Annotated in this window: 16 protein-coding genes; 2 read left to right on the top strand and 14 right to left on the bottom strand. The window is 54.7% G+C overall.

Annotated features, from left to right (window positions below):
* Window positions 1-19 precede the first annotated feature (19 nt).
* Genes murG through mraZ form a run of 10 tightly spaced genes read right to left on the bottom strand, consistent with a single transcriptional unit; the run spans window position 20 to window position 11,039 of the window.
* Window positions 20-1,111: an undecaprenyldiphospho-muramoylpentapeptide beta-N-acetylglucosaminyltransferase gene (murG, locus tag LF929_RS03145; protein ID WP_016940597.1), complete on the bottom strand. Its 1,092-nt coding sequence runs from the start codon at window positions 1,109-1,111 to the stop codon at window positions 20-22.
* The gene (ftsW, locus tag LF929_RS03140) at window positions 1,108-2,310 is read right to left on the bottom strand and encodes a cell division protein FtsW (protein ID WP_016940598.1); all 1,203 of its coding nucleotides are present in this window, start codon (window positions 2,308-2,310) and stop codon (window positions 1,108-1,110) included. The genes murG and ftsW overlap by 4 nt, the downstream gene beginning before the upstream one ends.
* Window positions 2,310-3,623 (bottom strand): UDP-N-acetylmuramoyl-L-alanine--D-glutamate ligase, encoded by a 1,314-nt coding sequence (gene murD / locus LF929_RS03135; RefSeq protein ID WP_226093052.1) that lies wholly within the window; start codon window positions 3,621-3,623, stop codon window positions 2,310-2,312. The genes ftsW and murD overlap by 1 nt, the downstream gene beginning before the upstream one ends.
* 2 nt (window positions 3,624-3,625) lie before the next feature.
* Entirely contained in the window at window positions 3,626-4,708 is a 1,083-nt protein-coding gene (gene mraY / locus LF929_RS03130) for a phospho-N-acetylmuramoyl-pentapeptide-transferase (protein ID WP_019843387.1), read from the bottom strand.
* Window positions 4,702-6,063, bottom strand: coding sequence for a UDP-N-acetylmuramoyl-tripeptide--D-alanyl-D-alanine ligase (gene murF, locus LF929_RS03125; RefSeq protein WP_226093051.1), 1,362 nt, complete (start codon window positions 6,061-6,063; stop codon window positions 4,702-4,704). Before murF ends, mraY begins: the two co-directional genes overlap by 7 nt.
* Window positions 6,060-7,544, bottom strand: coding sequence for a UDP-N-acetylmuramoyl-L-alanyl-D-glutamate--2,6-diaminopimelate ligase (gene murE, locus LF929_RS03120; RefSeq protein WP_226093050.1), 1,485 nt, complete (start codon window positions 7,542-7,544; stop codon window positions 6,060-6,062). Before murE ends, murF begins: the two co-directional genes overlap by 4 nt.
* The gene (locus tag LF929_RS03115) at window positions 7,531-9,294 is read right to left on the bottom strand and encodes a peptidoglycan glycosyltransferase FtsI (protein ID WP_038905668.1); all 1,764 of its coding nucleotides are present in this window, start codon (window positions 9,292-9,294) and stop codon (window positions 7,531-7,533) included. The genes murE and LF929_RS03115 overlap by 14 nt, the downstream gene beginning before the upstream one ends.
* Window positions 9,295-9,316: 22 nt before the next feature.
* Window positions 9,317-9,640, bottom strand: a complete 324-nt coding sequence (ftsL, locus tag LF929_RS03110) for a cell division protein FtsL (protein WP_050567114.1) — start codon at window positions 9,638-9,640, stop codon at window positions 9,317-9,319.
* Complete coding sequence (rsmH, locus tag LF929_RS03105) at window positions 9,637-10,578, bottom strand: 16S rRNA (cytosine(1402)-N(4))-methyltransferase RsmH (protein ID WP_038909030.1); 942 nt, start codon at window positions 10,576-10,578, stop codon at window positions 9,637-9,639. Before rsmH ends, ftsL begins: the two co-directional genes overlap by 4 nt.
* Window positions 10,579-10,580: 2 nt before the next feature.
* On the bottom strand, window positions 10,581-11,039 hold the full coding sequence (gene mraZ / locus LF929_RS03100) for a division/cell wall cluster transcriptional repressor MraZ (protein WP_012886172.1): 459 nt from the start codon (window positions 11,037-11,039) through the stop codon (window positions 10,581-10,583).
* A gap of 867 nt (window positions 11,040-11,906) precedes the next feature.
* Between mraZ and LF929_RS03095 the strand changes: the two genes are divergently transcribed.
* Window positions 11,907-12,368, top strand: a complete 462-nt coding sequence (locus LF929_RS03095; RefSeq protein WP_210174599.1) for an L-alanine exporter AlaE — start codon at window positions 11,907-11,909, stop codon at window positions 12,366-12,368.
* A 164-nt stretch (window positions 12,369-12,532) separates the two neighbouring features.
* Here LF929_RS03095 and cra read toward each other — a convergent pair whose 3' ends face one another.
* The 4 genes from cra to LF929_RS03075 form a co-directional block, all read right to left on the bottom strand.
* Window positions 12,533-13,537, bottom strand: a complete 1,005-nt coding sequence (gene cra / locus LF929_RS03090; protein ID WP_038905673.1) for a catabolite repressor/activator — start codon at window positions 13,535-13,537, stop codon at window positions 12,533-12,535.
* A gap of 243 nt (window positions 13,538-13,780) precedes the next feature.
* Window positions 13,781-14,272: an acetolactate synthase small subunit gene (gene ilvN, locus LF929_RS03085; protein WP_038905674.1), complete on the bottom strand. Its 492-nt coding sequence runs from the start codon at window positions 14,270-14,272 to the stop codon at window positions 13,781-13,783.
* A 2-nt stretch (window positions 14,273-14,274) separates the two neighbouring features.
* On the bottom strand, window positions 14,275-15,996 hold the full coding sequence (gene ilvI, locus LF929_RS03080) for an acetolactate synthase 3 large subunit (protein ID WP_226093049.1): 1,722 nt from the start codon (window positions 15,994-15,996) through the stop codon (window positions 14,275-14,277).
* 379 nt (window positions 15,997-16,375) lie between these two features.
* Entirely contained in the window at window positions 16,376-18,181 is a 1,806-nt protein-coding gene (locus tag LF929_RS03075; RefSeq protein ID WP_038909031.1) for a long-chain fatty acid--CoA ligase, read from the bottom strand.
* Between the two features lie 231 nt (window positions 18,182-18,412).
* Between LF929_RS03075 and leuL the strand changes: the two genes are divergently transcribed.
* A complete protein-coding gene (gene leuL / locus LF929_RS03070; RefSeq protein WP_210174679.1) occupies window positions 18,413-18,496 on the top strand; it encodes a leu operon leader peptide in 84 nt (27 codons plus the stop codon).
* The last annotated feature ends 27 nt before the right edge of the window (window positions 18,497-18,523 follow it).

The following is an 18,523-nucleotide window of genomic DNA, read 5'->3' as shown; positions in this document are numbered from 1 at the left end:
GACTGTCGGCCATCATCAATTAATTCCGGACAGCCTGAGCTGTCCGCTGCATCGCCGCTGCCGCCACTTCAGCCGCTACCCGCTCCGTCGCATCAGGGATCGCAACGGTTCTGGCTTTCTGCGCCATATCACGCAAGGTGGTACGATCCCAAGAGGACAACACGTCGCTTATCGCGTCCACGCTCAGTTGAGCCTGCTCGATAATCTTTGCCGCCCCCGCTTGCTCCAGCGGCAGTGCATTCCAGTACTGCTGCCGATCCTTATGCTGGAACGGCACAAACAACGCTGGCAACCCGGCGGCGGCAATCTCGCTAACCGTCAGGGCACCAGAACGGCACACAACGACATCTGCCCACGCATACGCCGCCGCCATGTCGTCGATAAACTCGGTAATCCGGTGTTGAGACTCACCCGCTTTTGCATAGGCTGCCTGTACTTCCGCCTGTGCCCCTTTGCCGGTTTGATGCCAGATGGTAACTGCATCATGTAATCGCGCCGCCACGCCGGGCAGGGTTTGATTCAATACCCTGGCCCCCTGACTACCGCCAACAACCAGGACGCGCACCGGGCCACTGCGCTCGGCTAACCGTTCTGTCGGGGATGGTAGCGCCAGTACGTCAGTACGCACCGGATTCCCGACTACATCCGCATTCGGAAATGCCCCCGGAAACGCCTGTAAGACTTTTTTGGCGATGCGGGACAGCCAGCGGTTAGTCAATCCGGCAATGCCGTTTTGCTCATGCAACACCACCGGGATACCACACAGCCAGGCTGCCAGACCGCCAGGCCCCGAGACATAACCGCCCATACCCAACACCACATCTGGCTGATAGCGACGCATAATCGCCTGCGCTTGCCGCACCGCCCGGAAAATACGCACCGGTGCCAGCAACAAGGCTTTCAGCCCCTTGCCACGCAGACCGGAAATGCGGATAAAATCGATGTCGATACCGTGCTTCGGCACCAGGTCCGCTTCCATCCGGTCAGCTGTGCCCAGCCAGCGGACCTGCCAGCCTTGCGCCATCAAGTGATGCGCTACGGCCAAACCGGGAAACACATGTCCCCCCGTCCCGCCAGCCATCACCATCAAACGCTTGCCTTCGCCACTCATCGGGCACCTCTCGTAAACGCCTGCGCTTTGGTCAGGCGCGTTTCATAATCAATTCGCAACAACAACACAATGGCTGTCGACATAATCAGCAAACTGGAGCCACCGTAGCTGATAAGCGGTAATGTCAGCCCCTTGGTCGGCAACATACCGGCGGCGGCACCAACGTTCACCAGCGTCTGAAAGCTGAACCAGATACCGATGGAGCACGCCAGAAAACCCGAAAAACGCTGGTCGATTTCCAGTGCGCGACGTCCTATCGACATCGCTCGAAAAGCGACGAAGAATATCATTAACAACGCCAAAACCACACCGATATAGCCCAGCTCTTCCCCCAGGATGGAGAAAATAAAGTCAGTGTGCGCCTCCGGCAGATACTCCAACTTCTGTATCGAATTACCGAGCCCCTGCCCCCACAACTCACCGCGCCCAAACGCCATCAGCGACTGTGTTAACTGGTAGCCACTACCGAACGGGTCGTCCCACGGGTTCCAGAACGAGGTGACACGACGCACACGATACGGCTCAGCGATAATCAACAGTGCGACGGCGAAGATGCCACAGCCGATGATTGCCAGGAACTGCCACAGCTTCGCCCCTGCAAGAAACAACATCGCCAACGTCGTAATAAACAGCACCACCACCGTACCGAGGTCCGGCTGGGCCAGCAGCAATACTGCCAGCACCACCATCACGCCCATCGGCTTACAAAACCCCCAGAAGTTGTTCCGCACCTCATCGACTTTGCGCACCATGTAGCTGGAGAGGTAGCAAAACAACGACAACTTCGATAATTCCGCAGGCTGGATACGCAACGGCCCCAGAGAAATCCAGCGGGACGCCCCGTTCACCGAGCTCCCGACCACCAGCACTATCAACAACATCACCATCGATACCAGCAGCAATACCACGCTGTAACGCTGCCAGACCTCCATCGGTACCCGCATGGTGACCAGCGATAAACCGAACGCCAACCCGAGATACAGCGCATCGCGTTTGGCGAACAGGAAAGGATCGCTGGCCAGACGTTGTCCGACGGGCATCGACGCCGACGTCACCATCACAAAACCAATAACCGCCAGCCCCAGGGTCAACCACAGCAACGTCCGGTCATACAGCACCGTGCTGAGGTTGTCGCTTTCACGCGTCCCCATCACCCAGCTCTTGAGACGCTCGAACATGCCGGCCCCGATAAGGCGCATTATCCCAGTTCCTCCGCCAGACGAGCGAACTCATCGCCACGCTGTTCAAAGCTACGGAACTGATCGAGACTGGCGCAGGCCGGTGACAGCAACACCATATCCCCCGGTTGGGCGACGCTGGCTATCAGGCGCATCGCCTGCTCCATGGTGTCAGTCTGCTGGGCAATCTCGGGGCGTAACGCCGCCAGTTGCCCGCCGTCACGTCCAAAGCAGTACAGCCGAATACGATCACCTTGCAGGTAACGCAGCAACGGAGAGAAATCAGCCGACTTTCCATCTCCACCCAGCAGCAAATGCAACGTTCCGTCGACATGTAGCCCACTCAATGCCGCTTCGGTGCTACCTACATTGGTGGCTTTAGAGTCATTCACCCAACGCACACCGTTACTCTCCAGCGACAACTGGAAACGGTGCGGCAGGCCGGTAAAGGTGGTCAGCGCGGTCAATGCCGACGAGCGTGGGATACCCACCGCATCCGCCAGCGCCAGCGCTGCCAGCGCATTGGTGTAGTTATGCTGCCCGACCAGTTTGATTTCTCGGGTATTCAACACCCGCTCACCCTTCACCCGCAGCCAGGTTTCACCCTGTTGCCGGTTCAGATGATAATCGCCCACATCCACCCCGAAGCTCAGACAACGCGCATCAGCGCCGCGTACCGGCATCGTCAGAGCGTCATCGGCATTCACGATGCAGACTTTGGCATTCTCATAAATGCGCAACTTGGCGGCACGGTACTGCTGCAACCCAAGCGGGTAACGGTTGGTGTGATCTTCCGTGACGTTGAGGATCGTCGCGGCAGCCGCATGCAGGCTGTGGGTGGTTTCCAGTTGAAAGCTCGACAACTCCAGCACATACAGCTGGCTTTCTTGCTTGAGCAACTCCAGTGCCGGAACACCGATGTTACCGCCCACACCGACAGCCCAACCGGCCGCCTGCGCCATTTGGCCCACCAGTGTGGTGACAGTGCTTTTGCCGTTAGAGCCGGTAATCGCGACAATCGGCGCCTGAGCCTCACGGCAGAACAATTCGATATCGCCGATAATCTCAATACCGGCCGTCGCCGCATCGCACAGCACCGGCGTCGCCAACGCGATACCGGGGCTGGCGACAATCAAGTCAGCAGACAGCAACCATTCATCATTAAGGCCGCCAAGATGACGCTCGACGGAAGCGGGCAGTTTATCCAAACCCGGCGGACTGGTACGGGTATCCATCACGCGCGGCACAACCCCGCGTGCAAGGAAAAAATCAACACAGGAGAGCCCTGTCAGCCCTAACCCGATAATGACAACCTTTCTACCCTGATAGTCCATTTTTACCGTACCTTGAGCGTTACCAGTCCGATGAGCATCAACATCAGCGAAATAATCCAGAACCGCACGATGACTCGCGGCTCCGGCCACCCTTTCAGTTCATAGTGGTGGTGGATAGGTGCCATGCGGAAAATCCGCTGGCCGCGCAGTTTGAAAGAACCGACCTGCAAAATAACGGACAGCGTTTCCACCACGAAAACCCCGCCCATAATCACCAGCAAAAACTCCTGACGCAGCAGCACGGCGATAGTGCCCAATGCGCCGCCCAACGCCAGTGAACCAACATCACCCATGAAGACTTGCGCAGGGTAAGTGTTAAACCACAAAAACCCGAGACCCGCGCCGACAATCGCGGTACAGACCACCACCAGTTCACTGGCATGCCGGATATACGGAATGTGCAGATAGCTGGCGAAATTCATGTTACCGGTCGCCCAGGCCACCAACGCAAAACCCACCGCCACAAACACCGTCGGCATGATAGCCAGCCCATCCAGACCGTCAGTGAGGTTAACCGCGTTGCTGGTGCCGACAATCACGAAATAAGCCAGCACGATATACATCAGGCCAAGCTGTGGCATTACGTCTTTGAAGAACGGCACCACCAGTTGTGTTGCCGGGGTATCTTTACCAATCGCATACATGGAAAACGCGACGGCCAACGCCAGCACCGATTGCCAGAAATACTTCCAGCGGGCAATCAGCCCACGGGTGTCTTTACGCACCACTTTGCGATAGTCATCTACAAACCCGACGATGCCGTATCCCACCAGCACCAGCAGTACGCACCAGACATAGGGGTTAGCCAAATTGACCCACAACAACACCGAAATAATGATCGATGCGAGGATCATCACGCCGCCCATGGTCGGGGTACCCCGCTTGCTAAAATGAGATTCCGGCCCTTCGTTACGCACTACCTGACCGATTTGCAGGCGTTGCAGCCAGGCAATCAGGTGCGGCCCCATCCACAGGGAAATAATTAATGCCGTCAGCAGGCTGACAATGGCCCGAAACGTCAGATACGAAAAGACGTTGAAGCCGGAATAAAACTTGACCAGATATTCGGCCAGCCAAACTAACATGAAGCATTCTCCTGTAATGCGTGTACTACCTGTTCCATCGCAGCACTGCGTGAACCTTTAATTAAGACGGTAATGGTATTATGTTGTGTTACCAGCGCACGCAAACGGTCAATCAACGCCGCTTTATTATCAAAATGCTCGCCAGTGCCGCTCGCTTCGCCAATCAACGCACTCAGCGTTCCCACACTCAGCACCTTATCAATATTCGCGTTGCGGGCCGCTTCACCTACCTGGCGATGACATGCCTGGGCGTCCTGACCCAACTCCGCCATATCGCCGACCACCAGCACCCGATAGCCGGGCATCTCCGCCAGCACCTGCGCGGCGGCCGTCATTGAACCGACATTGGCGTTGTAGCTGTCGTCCAGCAGCAACTTCCCGGGGGCCAGAGCAATGGGGAACAAGCGCCCAGACACCGCCTGTAACTGCTCAAGACCCGCTTTCACCGCCGCAAGCGATGCCCCGACCGCCAACGCCAGCGCCGTTGCAGCCAGCGCGTTGGCGATATTGTGGCGCCCCGGTAACGGTAGCGTCACAGCGATATAGCCCATCGGCGTGTGCAATACGACATCCGTACCCCGTTCGCTGACACGGATATCACTGGCGTAAAAATCAACCCCAGCGCGTCCCTGTGGGGAAAAGCGCCACAGTGTTTTCCCTGTCAGCACATTCTGCCAGCGGGCTTCGTCGTGACTGTCCGCATTGACGATCGCCACGCCCTGCGAAGGCAAACCGCCAAAAATTTCACCTTTGGCCTGAGCCACCCCTTCCAGCGAACCAAAGCCTTCCAGATGCGCAGCAGCCAGGTTATTCACCAATGCCGCCTCCGGTCGTACCATCGCCGTGGTGTAGGCAATTTCACCGATATGGTTAGCACCCAGTTCAATCACCGCGTAGTCATGCTCTGGCGTCAGGCGAAACAGCGTCAACGGCACACCAATGTCGTTGTTGAAGTTACCGGCGGTATAGAGCACATTGCCGCACTGACGCAGAATCGATGCGGCCATTTCCTTAACAGACGTTTTTCCCGATGACCCTGTCAGCGCCACGACGCGTGCACGACTTTGCTGGCGCACCCAACCGGCCATCACGCCCAGCGCCAAACGCGTATCCTCTACCACCAATTGCGGCACATCGATTGGTAAGTGCTTACTCACCAATAATGCTGCTGCCCCATTATTAACGGCATCCGCCGCGTAATCATGAGCATCAAATTTCTCGCCACGTAACGCGATGAATAAACACCCAGCGCTAAGTTTGCGGGTATCGGTGGAAACGTCGCTGATAGTCAGGTTTTCACCCACCAGACGGGCACCCAGTACGTCAGCCAGCTGTTGCAACGAAACGCTGATCATACGATAACCCCCAGCAAACGTGCGACCGTAATGCGATCCGAATAATCCAACCGCTCATTTCCTACCAGTTGGTAATCTTCATGCCCTTTACCGGCGACCAGTACCACATCATCGGCCGCCGCCTGCATCACCGCACTGGTGACAGCTTCCGCTCGCCCGGCAATCACCTGCACCCGACCTGCATCCAGCAGCCCACTCAAAATATCCGTCACGATCGCCTGCGGGTCTTCGCTACGCGGGTTGTCATCAGTCACAATCACCCGATCTGCCAGTTGTTCTGCAATCGCCCCCATTAGTGGGCGCTTACCTCTATCACGATCGCCGCCACATCCGAAGACGCACCATAACGTTCCCCGGCAGTGCAAACGTGCCGCTGCCAGTGCTTTCTCCAACGCATCCGGGGTATGGGCATAATCCACCACGACCGTCGGACGTCCACTGGCAAGAAAAACTTCCATTCTACCGCAAACAGGCTGCAACGCAGAACCGGCCTCCACCAGTTGCTCTAGCGGATACCCTAACGACAGCAGCGTCGCCAGGGCCAGCAACAGGTTACTAACGTTGAACTCCCCCATCAGACGGCTATTGATGGAACCTGCGCCCCAACTGGAATCAAACTGCACCGTAAAACCGCTGTCGTGATAATCGATGTGGGTGGCTTTCAGCCAATGTGCACGGGCGCTATCGACGCTGCCCGCGACACTCACCGCCACCGCGTCTGGCAGGCGGCTTAACCAACGATGCCCGACTTCATCGTCAGCGTTAATGATTTTCTGACCGACCTGATGCTCAGCAAACAACCGCCACTTTGCGGCCTCATAATTCGCCATGTCGCCGTGGTAATCGAGGTGATCGCGGCTCAGGTTGGTAAAGACAGCGGCCGCAAACGACAAGGCTTCAACCCGATGCTGCACCAGCCCATGCGAAGACACTTCCATGGCAGCAAAATCTGCCCCTTGATCCACCAGTTGGCTCAGAATCTGCTGTACATCCACCGCCGAACCGGTGGTGTTTTCTGATGGCACTACATGCCCCAGCAACCCATTACCCACCGTGCCCATGACCGCACTGGTTTTGCCCAATGCCTGGCTCCATTGCGCCAGCAACTGGGTCGTCGTCGTTTTACCGTTAGTCCCGGTGACGCCAATCAGTTGCAACGCGGTCGATGGCTGGCGGTAGAAGCGCCCCGCCAGCGCCGACAACCGCTGGTTGAGGTGCGCCAGATAAATCACCGGTACGCCGTGCATTTCAGTCAGGGTGCCATCGGGCGTAGCGTCATCCGCCTGCGCGACAACCGCCGCGACGCCCTGCGCAATGGCCTGCGGAATATAGTGCCGCCCATCCGTCTTGTGGCCGACCACTGCCACAAACAGATCCCCGGCAGCCGCCACGCGGCTGTCTAATGTCATTTCCCGCAGCGCGCGCTCCGGGGCGTCTTTCACCCACGGAGTCAGGACATCGCGCAAGTTACGATCTGTCACCTGAACCCTCTTTTCTGTTGATTACAAACTCACTTTTCTCACCGGTCGCCAACGCATCCGGCTCGATATTCATGGTGCGCAGCACGCCGCCCATGATCGCGCCAAATACCGGTGCCGACACCGCACCACCGTAGTATTTCCCCGCCTGAGGGTCGTTAATCACCACCACCAGCGCAAAGCGCGGATTACTGGCTGGTGCCACCCCAGCGGTATAGGCGATGTATTTGTTGATGTACTTGCCGTCCGGGCCGACCTTTTTCGCCGTACCGGTTTTAATCGCGATGCGGTAGCCTTTCACCGCGGCCTTAGTACCACCGCCACCGGGCAGCGCGACACTTTCCATCATGTGCACCACGGTACGGACAATCTGTTCAGAGAACACACGCTCTCCGGGTACCGGCGGGTCAACCTTGGTAATGGAAAGCGGGCGGTAGATACCGAAACTGCCGATGGTCGCGTAGACACGCGCCAGTTGCAGCGGCGTGACCATCAGGCCATAGCCAAACGAGAAGGTGGCGCGTTCAATATCCGACCAGCGCTGACGATTCGGGTACAGCCCCAGACTTTCGCCCACCAGCCCTAGATTGGTGGCTTTACCCAATCCAAAGCGAGAGTAAGTATCCACTAACGCGGAAGCTGGCATCGCCAATGCCAGGTGTGAGACGCCAACGTTACTGGATTTCTGCAACACCCCAGTCAGCGTCAGTTCGCTGTAACGCGCCACGTCCTTGATTTCATGGCCGTTGATGTAATACGGCATCGTGTTGAGTACTGCGTTTTCCTTGACCACATTACGCTGTAGCGCCGTCATCACCACCATAGGTTTTACGGTGGAGCCAGGTTCAAAAATGTCGGTGATGGCGCGGTTACGGATGACGTCGGTTGGCGTGCCGCTCAGGTTGTTCGGGTTGTAAGAAGGGCTGTTGGCCATAGCCAGTACTTCACCGGTGTTCACATCCACCAGTACGGCAGTGCCTGACTCAGCTTTATTGAACGCCACGGCGTTATTCAGTTCGCGGTATACCAGTGCCTGCAGGCGCTCATCGATACTGAGCATCAGGTTGTGTGCCGCCTGACTGTCCACTGAAGAAATATCTTCAATGACCCGCCCAAAGCGGTCTTTGCGCACGGTCCGCTCACCGGGGAGGCCGGTCAGCCAGCGATCAAAACTTTTCTCAATCCCTTCAATACCCTGACCGTCGATATTGGTAAAACCGATCAGGTGCGACGTCACCTGTCCGGAAGGGTAATAACGGCGAGACTCCTGACGCAGGTTGATGCCTGGCAATTTTAGCTTGTGGATATACTCGCCGATCGCCGGGTTTACCTGACGAGCAAGATAAACAAAACGGCCGTTCGGGTTGGCGTTCACTTTAGTGGCTATCTGATCGAGCGGGATTTCCAGCGCATCCGCCAGTGCCTTCCAGCGCGTATCCAGCGAGATACCGCCATGATCATTCACGTCTTTCGGATCGGCCCAGACCGCATTGACCGGTACGCTCACCGCCAGCGGACGGCCTGCACGATCGCTGATCATACCGCGAGCGGTGGGAATCTCTTGTACGCGCAGGGAACGCATATCCCCTTCACGCACCAACTTATCAGGCGCGATCACCTGCAAGTATGCCGCGCGCAACATCAACCCCAACATGCACAACAAAATACCGCCGCAAAGCAACGCAAAACGCCAGCTGACAAAGCTGGCATGTTCTTCCTGACGTTTCACTTTTCCTGGTCGCGCTGCTCTCATAATTTAGGCGATACCTGCTAATTCATTGTTGTTTAACCACAATATTTTCCTGTGAAGGATCAACGTGCACCATATGCAGTTTCTCAGTAGCGATCTGCTCGACACGGCTGTGATCGCCCAGGGCATTCTCTTCCAAAATCAGGTTGCGCCACTCGATATCCAGCGCATCGCGCTCCAGCAACAACCGCTCACGCTCTGCCGTCAACAGACGTGTACGATGTGCGGTGGTGACCACCATGACGGCGGACACCAAGACCGCTATCAGCAATAACAGCGGCAACTTGCCATGGCGCAACAGGTCATCACCGATAACGCCGCCCAGCGAATGGCGCTCATTCCCGATCACGACGGCAGCCTCTCGGCAAAGCGCAATACCGAGCTGCGCGCACGCGGATTTTCCGCCACTTCGTCATCAGGCGGCATCATTTTGCCGATTGACTTGAGCGTCTGGCCGCCTTGACTACGCAGTTGTTCTTCCGTCAACGGCAAACCGGCTGGCACCTGCGGCCCCCGGCTATGCTGACGGATAAAACGTTTCACAATACGGTCTTCCAGCGAATGGAAGCTGATCACCGACAAACGCCCTTCGGGAGCCAGTACTTTCAATGCCCCGTCCAGCGCCCGCTCGATCTCTTCCAGCTCACTGTTGATATAAATGCGAATAGCCTGAAATGACCGGGTCGCCGGATGTTTGTGCTTTTCCCGAATCGGACTGGCAGCGGCAATCAACTCCGCCAACGCTTTGGTACGGGTCAATGGGTCGATGCGGTTACGCTCCACAATCGCGCGGGCGATACGCTTGGCAAAACGCTCTTCGCCGAACGTTTTCAGTACCCAGGCGATATCATCCGCCTCCGCCTTCATCAGCCATTCGGCGGCGGACAGGCCTCGCGTGGGGTCCATACGCATATCCAGCGGCCCGTCACGCATAAACGAGAATCCTCGCTCCGGGTCATCAAGCTGAGGGGAAGACACGCCCAAATCCAGCAAAATACCGTCGATTTTGCCGGTCAGCCCACGTTCATCGACGTAATCGGCCAGTTCGGAAAAAGGTCCGTGGATAATAGAAAAGCGAGTGTCATCAATGGTATTAGCAACAGCAACCGCCTGAGGATCGCGATCGATAGCTAACAAACGACCTTCCGGCCCAAGGTGGGACAGAATAAGACGGGAATGGCCACCCCGGCCAAACGTACCGTCGATGTAGATACCGTTGCTGCGAATGTTCAGGCCGTTGACGGCCTCATCCAGCAACACGGTGGTGTGCTTAAACGTTTCTGCCATGACTATAGTGATAAGTCCCGCAGCCGCTCAGACAAGGGTTCCTGAGTTGACTGCTCTGCGTCAATATCTTCCTTGACTTGTCGATACCAGGTCTGTTCATCCCACAGTTCAAACTTGTTGAACTGTCCAACCAGCATCACTTCTTTCGTAAGACCCGCATGCTGACGTAGCGTCGAGGCAATTAATATCCTTCCGGCATTGTCCATCTGGCATTCGCTGGCATGCCCGAGTAGCAGGCGCTGAACACGACGCTCAGCGGGGTTCATACTCGACAGGCGAGAAAGTTTCTGTTCGATAATTTCCCATTCAGGTAGCAGGTAAAGCAGCAGGCAGGGCTGATGCAGGTCGATGGTACATACCATTTGACCTTGAGCTTCCTCGTTCAGTAAGTCCCGGTAACGGGTAGGAACGGCAAGCCGCCCTTTACTGTCGAGATTGACCAGCGTCGCCCCACGAAACATGACAGTATTTAGTCCTTCATGACCCTTTTTACCACTTTGCCCCACAAATCCCCACTATTGAGAGTTTACGGAGGGGATGAAAACCTTGTCAAGCCAGCACGGATGCGCCCGGGCATTATTTCCTGCCAGGTCAGAGAGTGAAAAAACAGTTCAAAAACCACCACGAAAAAATAATGCGGATTAACGCTGTGATTATTTAAGGAAAATTAATGGCTTTCAGCGAGGGGGCTAAAGATATAGGATTTTTCTTTCGGTGCAATATTATTTTGACTATTACCGTTCGATACCTATTTCTTAAATATTCTAACGATGTCGAAATATTTTTACAGGCTGATTTTTAAGCATTTTTGGAAATAATTATTCCCGCCAGCAAAAATCATGGCTCGAAAAATGAAATTATCGCCTCTGGGATCGCATTTTTTTGACCTGAACCACACTGTCGGCCACTTCAACTCAGGTTATCTATTCATGCCTGAAACATTAACCCGCTGTCCTACCTTTACCAGACAGAATAACTGGCTTTATTTCCAGTACCATTCACATTCACTTGCACTTTACTGTTCAGCAACGTTTCCGTTGCAATCTTTCTCTCTTTCGACTCATTGGTTTCCCCACCACCACCAATATTTATAACCATTTGTTTTATATTAAATTAATCATATTAGTCACGATAAACGAATGAAAAAGACGATTTGCAACCATAAAGTTGCGCCCCTGAACAAAAAATGACCAAAAATAAGTTTTTTAAGCTAGTTAAAAAATAATAAATAGTTATATAAACTACAAAAAAACCAATAAAGCAAAATGAAACACCAATAAAACACACCATAAGCAACGTTATTATCCTTCACCAAGGAGCCCTACGATATGTTTTCCTTCATTTCCCGCATGCGTGGCATCATCGCCGATACGGTGGCCATGGTGGTGTATTGCTTCCTGACTGGTATGGCAATCGAAATCGTATTGTCAGGAATGACCTTCGAGCAGTCACTCTCCTCCCGATTACTGTCGATTCCGGTCAATATCGTGATTGCCTGGCCTTATGGGCTTTATCGGGACTGGATTGTTGCACTGGCACTACGTCTGAACGCCAATTCACGTTGGGGGAAAAATATGGCGGACCTGTTTGCCTACGTCAGTTTTCAGTCGCCAGTTTATGTCGCTATTCTGTTAACGATTGGTGCAGAACCATCGCAAATTCTGAAAGCTGTCGCCAGCAATGCGGTAATCTCGATGGTGATGGGGGTGGCGTACGGTTATTTTCTGGAATATTGTCGTCGCCTGTTTCGGGTTGATGTTTCTTCTCGTGCGCAAATTGCTGGCCATTAATTCTGAACAATAAACAGCCATATCAATATACCTGTCATACTTCACGTTACAGGTGTTTTGGCGGCATTCCTGAATGCTCGAATTATTTTGGGCATAAAGATAAAAATAAGAATTATCTCATGCGGTGCGGAGTGAAAAATGACTCCCGCTCCGCATGATGTCGATCAATGACGGCTCAAAAAACCACGACGGTAGAGATTCCGGCGAATACGGTATAAACCCGGCTTCGGCTTCCGCGGTTCATCCAGACTGGCCAGTACCAGTTCCAGTACGCGTTCAGCCACTTCACGATGACGCTGCGCCACCGCCAGCACCTGGCACTCAAGGAAATCCAGCAATTCATTATCACCGAATGTGGCGATAGCCAGATTGTTCGGCAAACGGCCACTCTGCCTGAGCGTTATGTCCATCACGCCCTGCAATAACGGAAACGAGGTGGTAAACAGCGCCTGCGGCATGGGGTGGGTCTTCAGGTATTCTTCAAACACTGCCGCCGCTGCACTACGCTCATAGCTGTTGGCATAGACATAATTCACCTGGCGCGGATCCTCTGCGAAGGCACGTCTGAATCCTTGCTCACGCAAAAAACTCACCGACAGTTCCGGCAGTGCCCCCAGGTACATAACCGATTCAGCAGGCACCTTGCGCAGCTCTTGCGCCAGCATCTCAGCATCTTCCATGTCTGCGCCGACCACACTGGTGAAATGCTCACGGTCCAGTGCGCGATCGAGGGCTATGACCGGCAGAGGATCGTTGGCCCAGCGCTGATAAAACGGGTGCTCCGGCGGCAGCGCCGTCGACACGATGATGGCATCCACCTGACGTTGCAACAGATGTTCAATGCAACGCATCTCATTATCGGGTTGATCCTCGGAACAGGCGATCAGCAACTGATAACCACGCTGCCGGGCCTGACGCTCCAGATAATTGGCGATACGGGTGTAGCTGGTGTTTTCCAGATCGGGAATGACCAGCCCGATAGAACGGGTACGCCCGGCGCGCAAACCAGCTGCGACGGCGTTCGGATGGTAGTTGTGCTCCCTGACCACCGCCATCACTTTCTCAACGGTCTTATCGCTGACACGATATTGTTTCGCTTTACCGTTAATCACATAACTGGCCGTCGTACGCGAAACCCCAGCAAGACGCGCGATTTCATCCAGTTTCACTGGCAACCCCTTAATAAGCCGGACAAAAAACAAAGAATGGAAAGATAACCATGCATTAACCGTGGATATGATACCGATCTAAACGCAGAAAACACTGACGGGCAACCGCTTTTATTATTTACAGCAATCAGGATCAAAAAAGCCCGGCTTCATGGCCGGGCTCAATAATACCATCAGAAAAGCAGGTATTGCTGTATGAAAATCAGCAAATCGTCAAACAATCGACGACATTTCAGCACAGCGTCAGCGCATAACGCGCTCTCCGCGCGATACGCCTACAATGCCGGAACGCGCCACTTCAACAATTTCAGCCACTTCGCGCACGCTGTTAAGAAACGCATCCAGCTTCTCGCTGGTCCCCGCCAGTTGCACGGTATACAGCGATGCAGTGACATCGACTATCTGACCGCGGAAGATTTCCGCACTGCGTTTGACCTCTTCGCGGCCATAACCAGTGGCCTGCAATTTCACCAGCATCAGTTCACGTTCAACGTACGCGCCCTGACCCAGTTCGCTAACCCGCAGCACGTCCACCAGTTTATGCAGTTGCTTTTCAATCTGCTCCAGCACTTTCTCGTCACCCACGGTCTGGATGGTCATGCGCGACAAGGTAGGGTCGTCCGTCGGGGCGACGGTCAGGCTTTCAATGTTGTAACCGCGTTGAGAAAACAGGCCAATCACGCGCGACAGAGCACCCGATTCGTTCTCCAGCAATACCGACAAAATACGACGCATGATCAGGTCCTCTCCGTTTTGCTTAGCCACATCTCATCCATCCCGCCGCCGCGGATCTGCATCGGATAGACATGCTCGCTGCTGTCTACTCGCACATCCACAAACACCAGCCGATTTTTCTGTTCCAGCGCCGCTTTCAACTTCGGCTCCAGCTCATCCGGAGTATCGATGGTCATGCCGACATGGCCATAGGCTTCCGCCAGCTTGACGAAATCAGGCAGGGATTCCATGTAAGAACTGGAGTGACGGCCGGAGTAGATCATGTCCTGCCACTGTTTCACCATACCAAGGAAGCGGTTATTCAAGCTCACCACCACAATCGGCAGGTCATATTGCAGTGCGGTAGACAGCTCCTGAATATTCATCTGGATACTGCCGTCACCGGTCACGCAGATAACTGTTTCTTCTGGCAATGCCAGCTTGATACCCAGCGCGGCAGGCAAACCGAAGCCCATTGTCCCCAGGCCGCCGGAATTGACCCAACGACGCGGCTGGTCAAACGGATAATACAGCGCAGCGAACATTTGATGCTGTCCCACATCGGATGCCACGTAAGCCTTGCCTTGTGTCAGGCGATGCAGCGTTTCGATAACCGCCTGCGGTTTGATGGCATCACCATCGGTGTTGTATTTCAGGCACTGACGAGAACGCCACTGCTCGATACGCAGCCACCAGTCACGCATCGCGTCGAATTTCTGCTGAACCTCGCCACCTTGCGTCAGCAGCTCTAGCATCAGGCTTAACACCTGACGTGCATCGCCGACGATCGGAATATCCGCCGCCACCGTTTTAGAGATGGACGCCGGGTCGATATCGATGTGCAAAATGGTGGCGTTCGGGCAGTACTTCGCAAGGTTATTGGTGGTTCTGTCGTCAAAACGAACCCCAACAGCGAAGATAACATCAGCGTTATGCATCGCCATGTTGGCTTCGTAGGTACCGTGCATGCCAAGCATACCGAGACTCTGGCGATGGGTACCCGGAAAACCGCCCAACCCCATCAACGAGCTTGCCACTGGCAGGTTGAGTTTTTCCGCCAGTTCGCGCAGTTCCTGATGGCAATTGGCGTTGACAACGCCGCCACCGCTGTAAATGACCGGGCGTTCAGCGGCAAGCAATGTTTGCAACGCGCGTTTGATTTGGCCTTTGTGCCCCTGCACCGTCGGGTTATAAGAGCGCAGGCTCACTTGATCAGGATAGGCATACGGCAGCTTTTTCGCCGGATTAAGAATATCTTTTGGCAAATCCACCACCACCGGTCCTGGACGCCCCGTCGACGCCAGATAGAAGGCTTTTTTCAGCACGGTAGGAATGTCTTCGGTCTGTTTAACCAGATAACTGTGCTTCACCACCGGGCGGGAAATCCCCACCATGTCGCATTCCTGAAAGGCGTCATACCCGATAAGTGACGTCGCCACCTGGCCGGAAATCACCACCAGCGGAATGGAATCCATGTACGCGGTGGCAATACCGGTAATGGCATTGGTTGCGCCCGGCCCCGAGGTCACGAGCACGACGCCGACTTCACCCGTCGCTCTGGCGTAGCCGTCTGCCATATGTACTGCGCCCTGCTCGTGGCGCACCAGAATGTGTTCTATACCACCAACGGTGTGCAGCGCATCGTAAATATCCAGCACCGCACCGCCCGGATAGCCGAACACATGTTTTACGCCCTGATCGATCAACGATCGAATCACCATCTCGGCGCCTGACAACATCTCCATGGGTTTGCCTCTTATTGTTCAGATAGCGAGTTGCTTCTGCATTGACAGGGGAACCCCCCGCGCTCATTAGACGATACGCGGTGAATGAAACAACAGCGTGCGAGCTTTCGCCACACGCCTGCGCTTTCACAGTATATCGCCCGGGTTTTTACATATAACTTATTAACATAACGCCAGATTATGAAGCAGGCAAACGCTGCTGCCGGGCTGGCAACGGTGAGATAATGGTAAATCAACTGTTAAAAGAGGAACGAAACAGATAAAACGCTGGGGAGTGACCACGGCATTAAAAAATATCCCGCCGTGGTCAGGCATTACAGAGTGAAATATTGACGATAAAAATGCGACTCAACGTGCGTCATCGCCGTCGAAATGTCTGCTACTCGGTGTACATTGCCTCAATTTCCAGCTGATAACGCTGATGAATGACCTTACGACGGAGTTTTAATGTTGGAGTCAGTTCGCCTTCCTCCTGACTAAACGGCGTCGGCAACAAGGTGAATTTCTTCACCTGCTCAAAGCGGGCAAACTCTTTTTGCACCTCACGCAGCCGCTGTTCGAACAGCGACACAATATGGCTATGGCGCAATAGCTCCAGCCGGTCCTGATACCGCAGGTTAATTGAATGGGCATACTCTTCCAGCGCTTCAAAACACGGCACAATCAGCGCAGAGACATATTTGCGGGCATCCGCTATCACCGCGACCTGCTCAATGAAACGATCCTGCCCCAGCGCCCCTTCCAAATGCTGCGGCGCGATGTATTTGCCGCCTGAGGTTTTCATCAGATCTTTGAGGCGTTCGGTGATGAACAGGTTACCGTTCCCGTCTACGTCACCCACATCGCCGGTTTTAAACCAGCCGTCTGGTGTGAACGCCGCCTCGGTGTCTTGTGGACGCTGGTAGTAGCCACGCATCACAGTCGCACCACGTACCTGGATTTCATTTTGCTCACCAATACGCACCTCAATACCCGGCAATGGCGTCCCCACCGATCCGAGCAGGTACTGATTCGCTTCCCAGCAGGACACCGTGGCGCAGGTTTCCGTCAGGCCGTAGCCATAAACGATACGCACCCCCATCGCCTGAAAGAAAGCGATGATATTGTCATCCAGACGCGCACCTGCCGCTGGCAGAAAACGCACCTTTCCTCCCAGCAACTGACGCAGACGTGACAATACCAGTCGATCAGCAAGCTGGCAGGTCAGCGCATTCCACACACCTGCGCGTTTTCCGGCTTGTTGGCGTAAAAACCGCTTCGTGCCCTGGGCGATTCCCCAATGAAACAGCGCACGTCGATGCCACGGTGCCTGCGCCACTTTTTCATGGATAGCGCTAAATACCTTCTCGTAAAAGCGAGGTACGGCGCACATCACCGTCGGGCTCACCGCTGTCATCGCCGCACGTACCTGATTGGTATCACGCAGATACACATTCTGTGCGCCGCGGTGCATGATAAGGAAGCTCCAGGCACGTTCGAATACATGCGATAACGGCAAAAAGCATAGCGACACGTCCTGTTCGCTTATCTGCAACCGCTCATCATGCAACATCAGTTGGGTTGCCATGTTGGCGTAATCCAGCATGACGCCTTTCGGCTCACCGGTAGTACCGGAGGTATAGATGAGCGTGAACAGATCGTGCAGGTCCCGCTCTGCCACACGCTGGCGCAGGACAGACTCCCACACGGATAACTCGGCCTGCGCTTCAAACTCCTGCAGTGAGACGGCAATATCGCAACCCCGGCGACGTGTCTGCTCATCAAGCAAAATAATGGTGCGCAGTTGTGGACAGGTACTGCGTAGCGACATCAGCAAATCAAACTGTGCCTGACCGCCCACAAAAACGGTTCGGATATCCGCCTCATTGAGAATAAAGGCCGCCTGTTGCGCTGCACTGGTGGCATAAAGCGGCACGGTAATCGCGCGCAAGTGCAACAATGCCAAGTCTGCCAGCGACCAGTTGATCGAATTATCAGAGAAGATGGCCACCCGCTCCTGAACATCAACGCCCACACCCAGCAGGCCGCAGGCGATGCGGCGAATACGCTCGCCCACCTGATGCCAGTCAAGTTGCTGTTCCTGACCGGGTTCCCATTCACGAAACGCCAGCGCGTCAGGACGTTGGGCTATTTGTTGTTGAATGCGGTGAACCAGATGGTATTGTGGGAGTAAATTCGTCTTCATGCGCGTAAAAGTCTGACAATCTCAAAAATAGGCGTAAAAACCGGGCAGGCAGTCTACCGCGCCCATCAGTAGCGTCAAAGCCCTTTACGCCGCTTTTCCACCAGGAATGTGACGGGCAAAACACCCCGAATATCACCACCGGTGATGATCCCGATGTTGACATCACTGCGGGAATCAAGTACCAATAAAAGCAGAAATTCGTTTTCAACTCATTTTGGATACTGAAACAGCATGTTTAACGTCGCTCAGCTACCAGGCCTACTACTAAACGCATCTTATTTGCGCGGTATGCCGGTGGGCGAAATTCAGAGCTGATTTCAGGTCACCCCCATAAAAAACCCG

It is taken from the genome of Dickeya oryzae, assembly GCF_020406815.2.
In the GTDB taxonomy this organism is placed as follows: Bacteria; Pseudomonadota; Gammaproteobacteria; order Enterobacterales; family Enterobacteriaceae; genus Dickeya; species Dickeya oryzae.
This window is presented reverse-complemented; position numbering and strand designations above follow the sequence as displayed.

What these genes read in the sequence shown, in the direction of transcription:
- murG (WP_016940597.1), bottom strand. Translation starts at nt 1,111, where the DNA reads ATGAGTGGCGAAGGCAAGCGTTTGATGGTGATGGCTGGCGGGACGGGG.
- ftsW (WP_016940598.1), bottom strand. Translation starts at nt 2,310, where the DNA reads ATGCGCCTTATCGGGGCCGGCATGTTCGAGCGTCTCAAGAGCTGGGTG.
- rsmH (WP_038909030.1), bottom strand. Translation starts at nt 10,578, where the DNA reads ATGGCAGAAACGTTTAAGCACACCACCGTGTTGCTGGATGAGGCCGTC.
- ilvI (WP_226093049.1), bottom strand. Translation starts at nt 15,996, where the DNA reads ATGGAGATGTTGTCAGGCGCCGAGATGGTGATTCGATCGTTGATCGAT.
- mraZ (WP_012886172.1), bottom strand. Translation starts at nt 11,039, where the DNA reads ATGTTTCGTGGGGCGACGCTGGTCAATCTCGACAGTAAAGGGCGGCTT.
- LF929_RS03115 (WP_038905668.1), bottom strand. Translation starts at nt 9,294, where the DNA reads ATGAGAGCAGCGCGACCAGGAAAAGTGAAACGTCAGGAAGAACATGCC.
- murD (WP_226093052.1), bottom strand. Translation starts at nt 3,623, where the DNA reads ATGGACTATCAGGGTAGAAAGGTTGTCATTATCGGGTTAGGGCTGACA.
- LF929_RS03075 (WP_038909031.1), bottom strand. Translation starts at nt 18,181, where the DNA reads ATGAAGACGAATTTACTCCCACAATACCATCTGGTTCACCGCATTCAA.
- leuL (WP_210174679.1), top strand. Translation starts at nt 18,413, where the DNA reads ATGTTTAACGTCGCTCAGCTACCAGGCCTACTACTAAACGCATCTTAT.
- LF929_RS03095 (WP_210174599.1), top strand. Translation starts at nt 11,907, where the DNA reads ATGTTTTCCTTCATTTCCCGCATGCGTGGCATCATCGCCGATACGGTG.
- ilvN (WP_038905674.1), bottom strand. Translation starts at nt 14,272, where the DNA reads ATGCGTCGTATTTTGTCGGTATTGCTGGAGAACGAATCGGGTGCTCTG.
- murF (WP_226093051.1), bottom strand. Translation starts at nt 6,063, where the DNA reads ATGATCAGCGTTTCGTTGCAACAGCTGGCTGACGTACTGGGTGCCCGT.
- mraY (WP_019843387.1), bottom strand. Translation starts at nt 4,708, where the DNA reads ATGTTAGTTTGGCTGGCCGAATATCTGGTCAAGTTTTATTCCGGCTTC.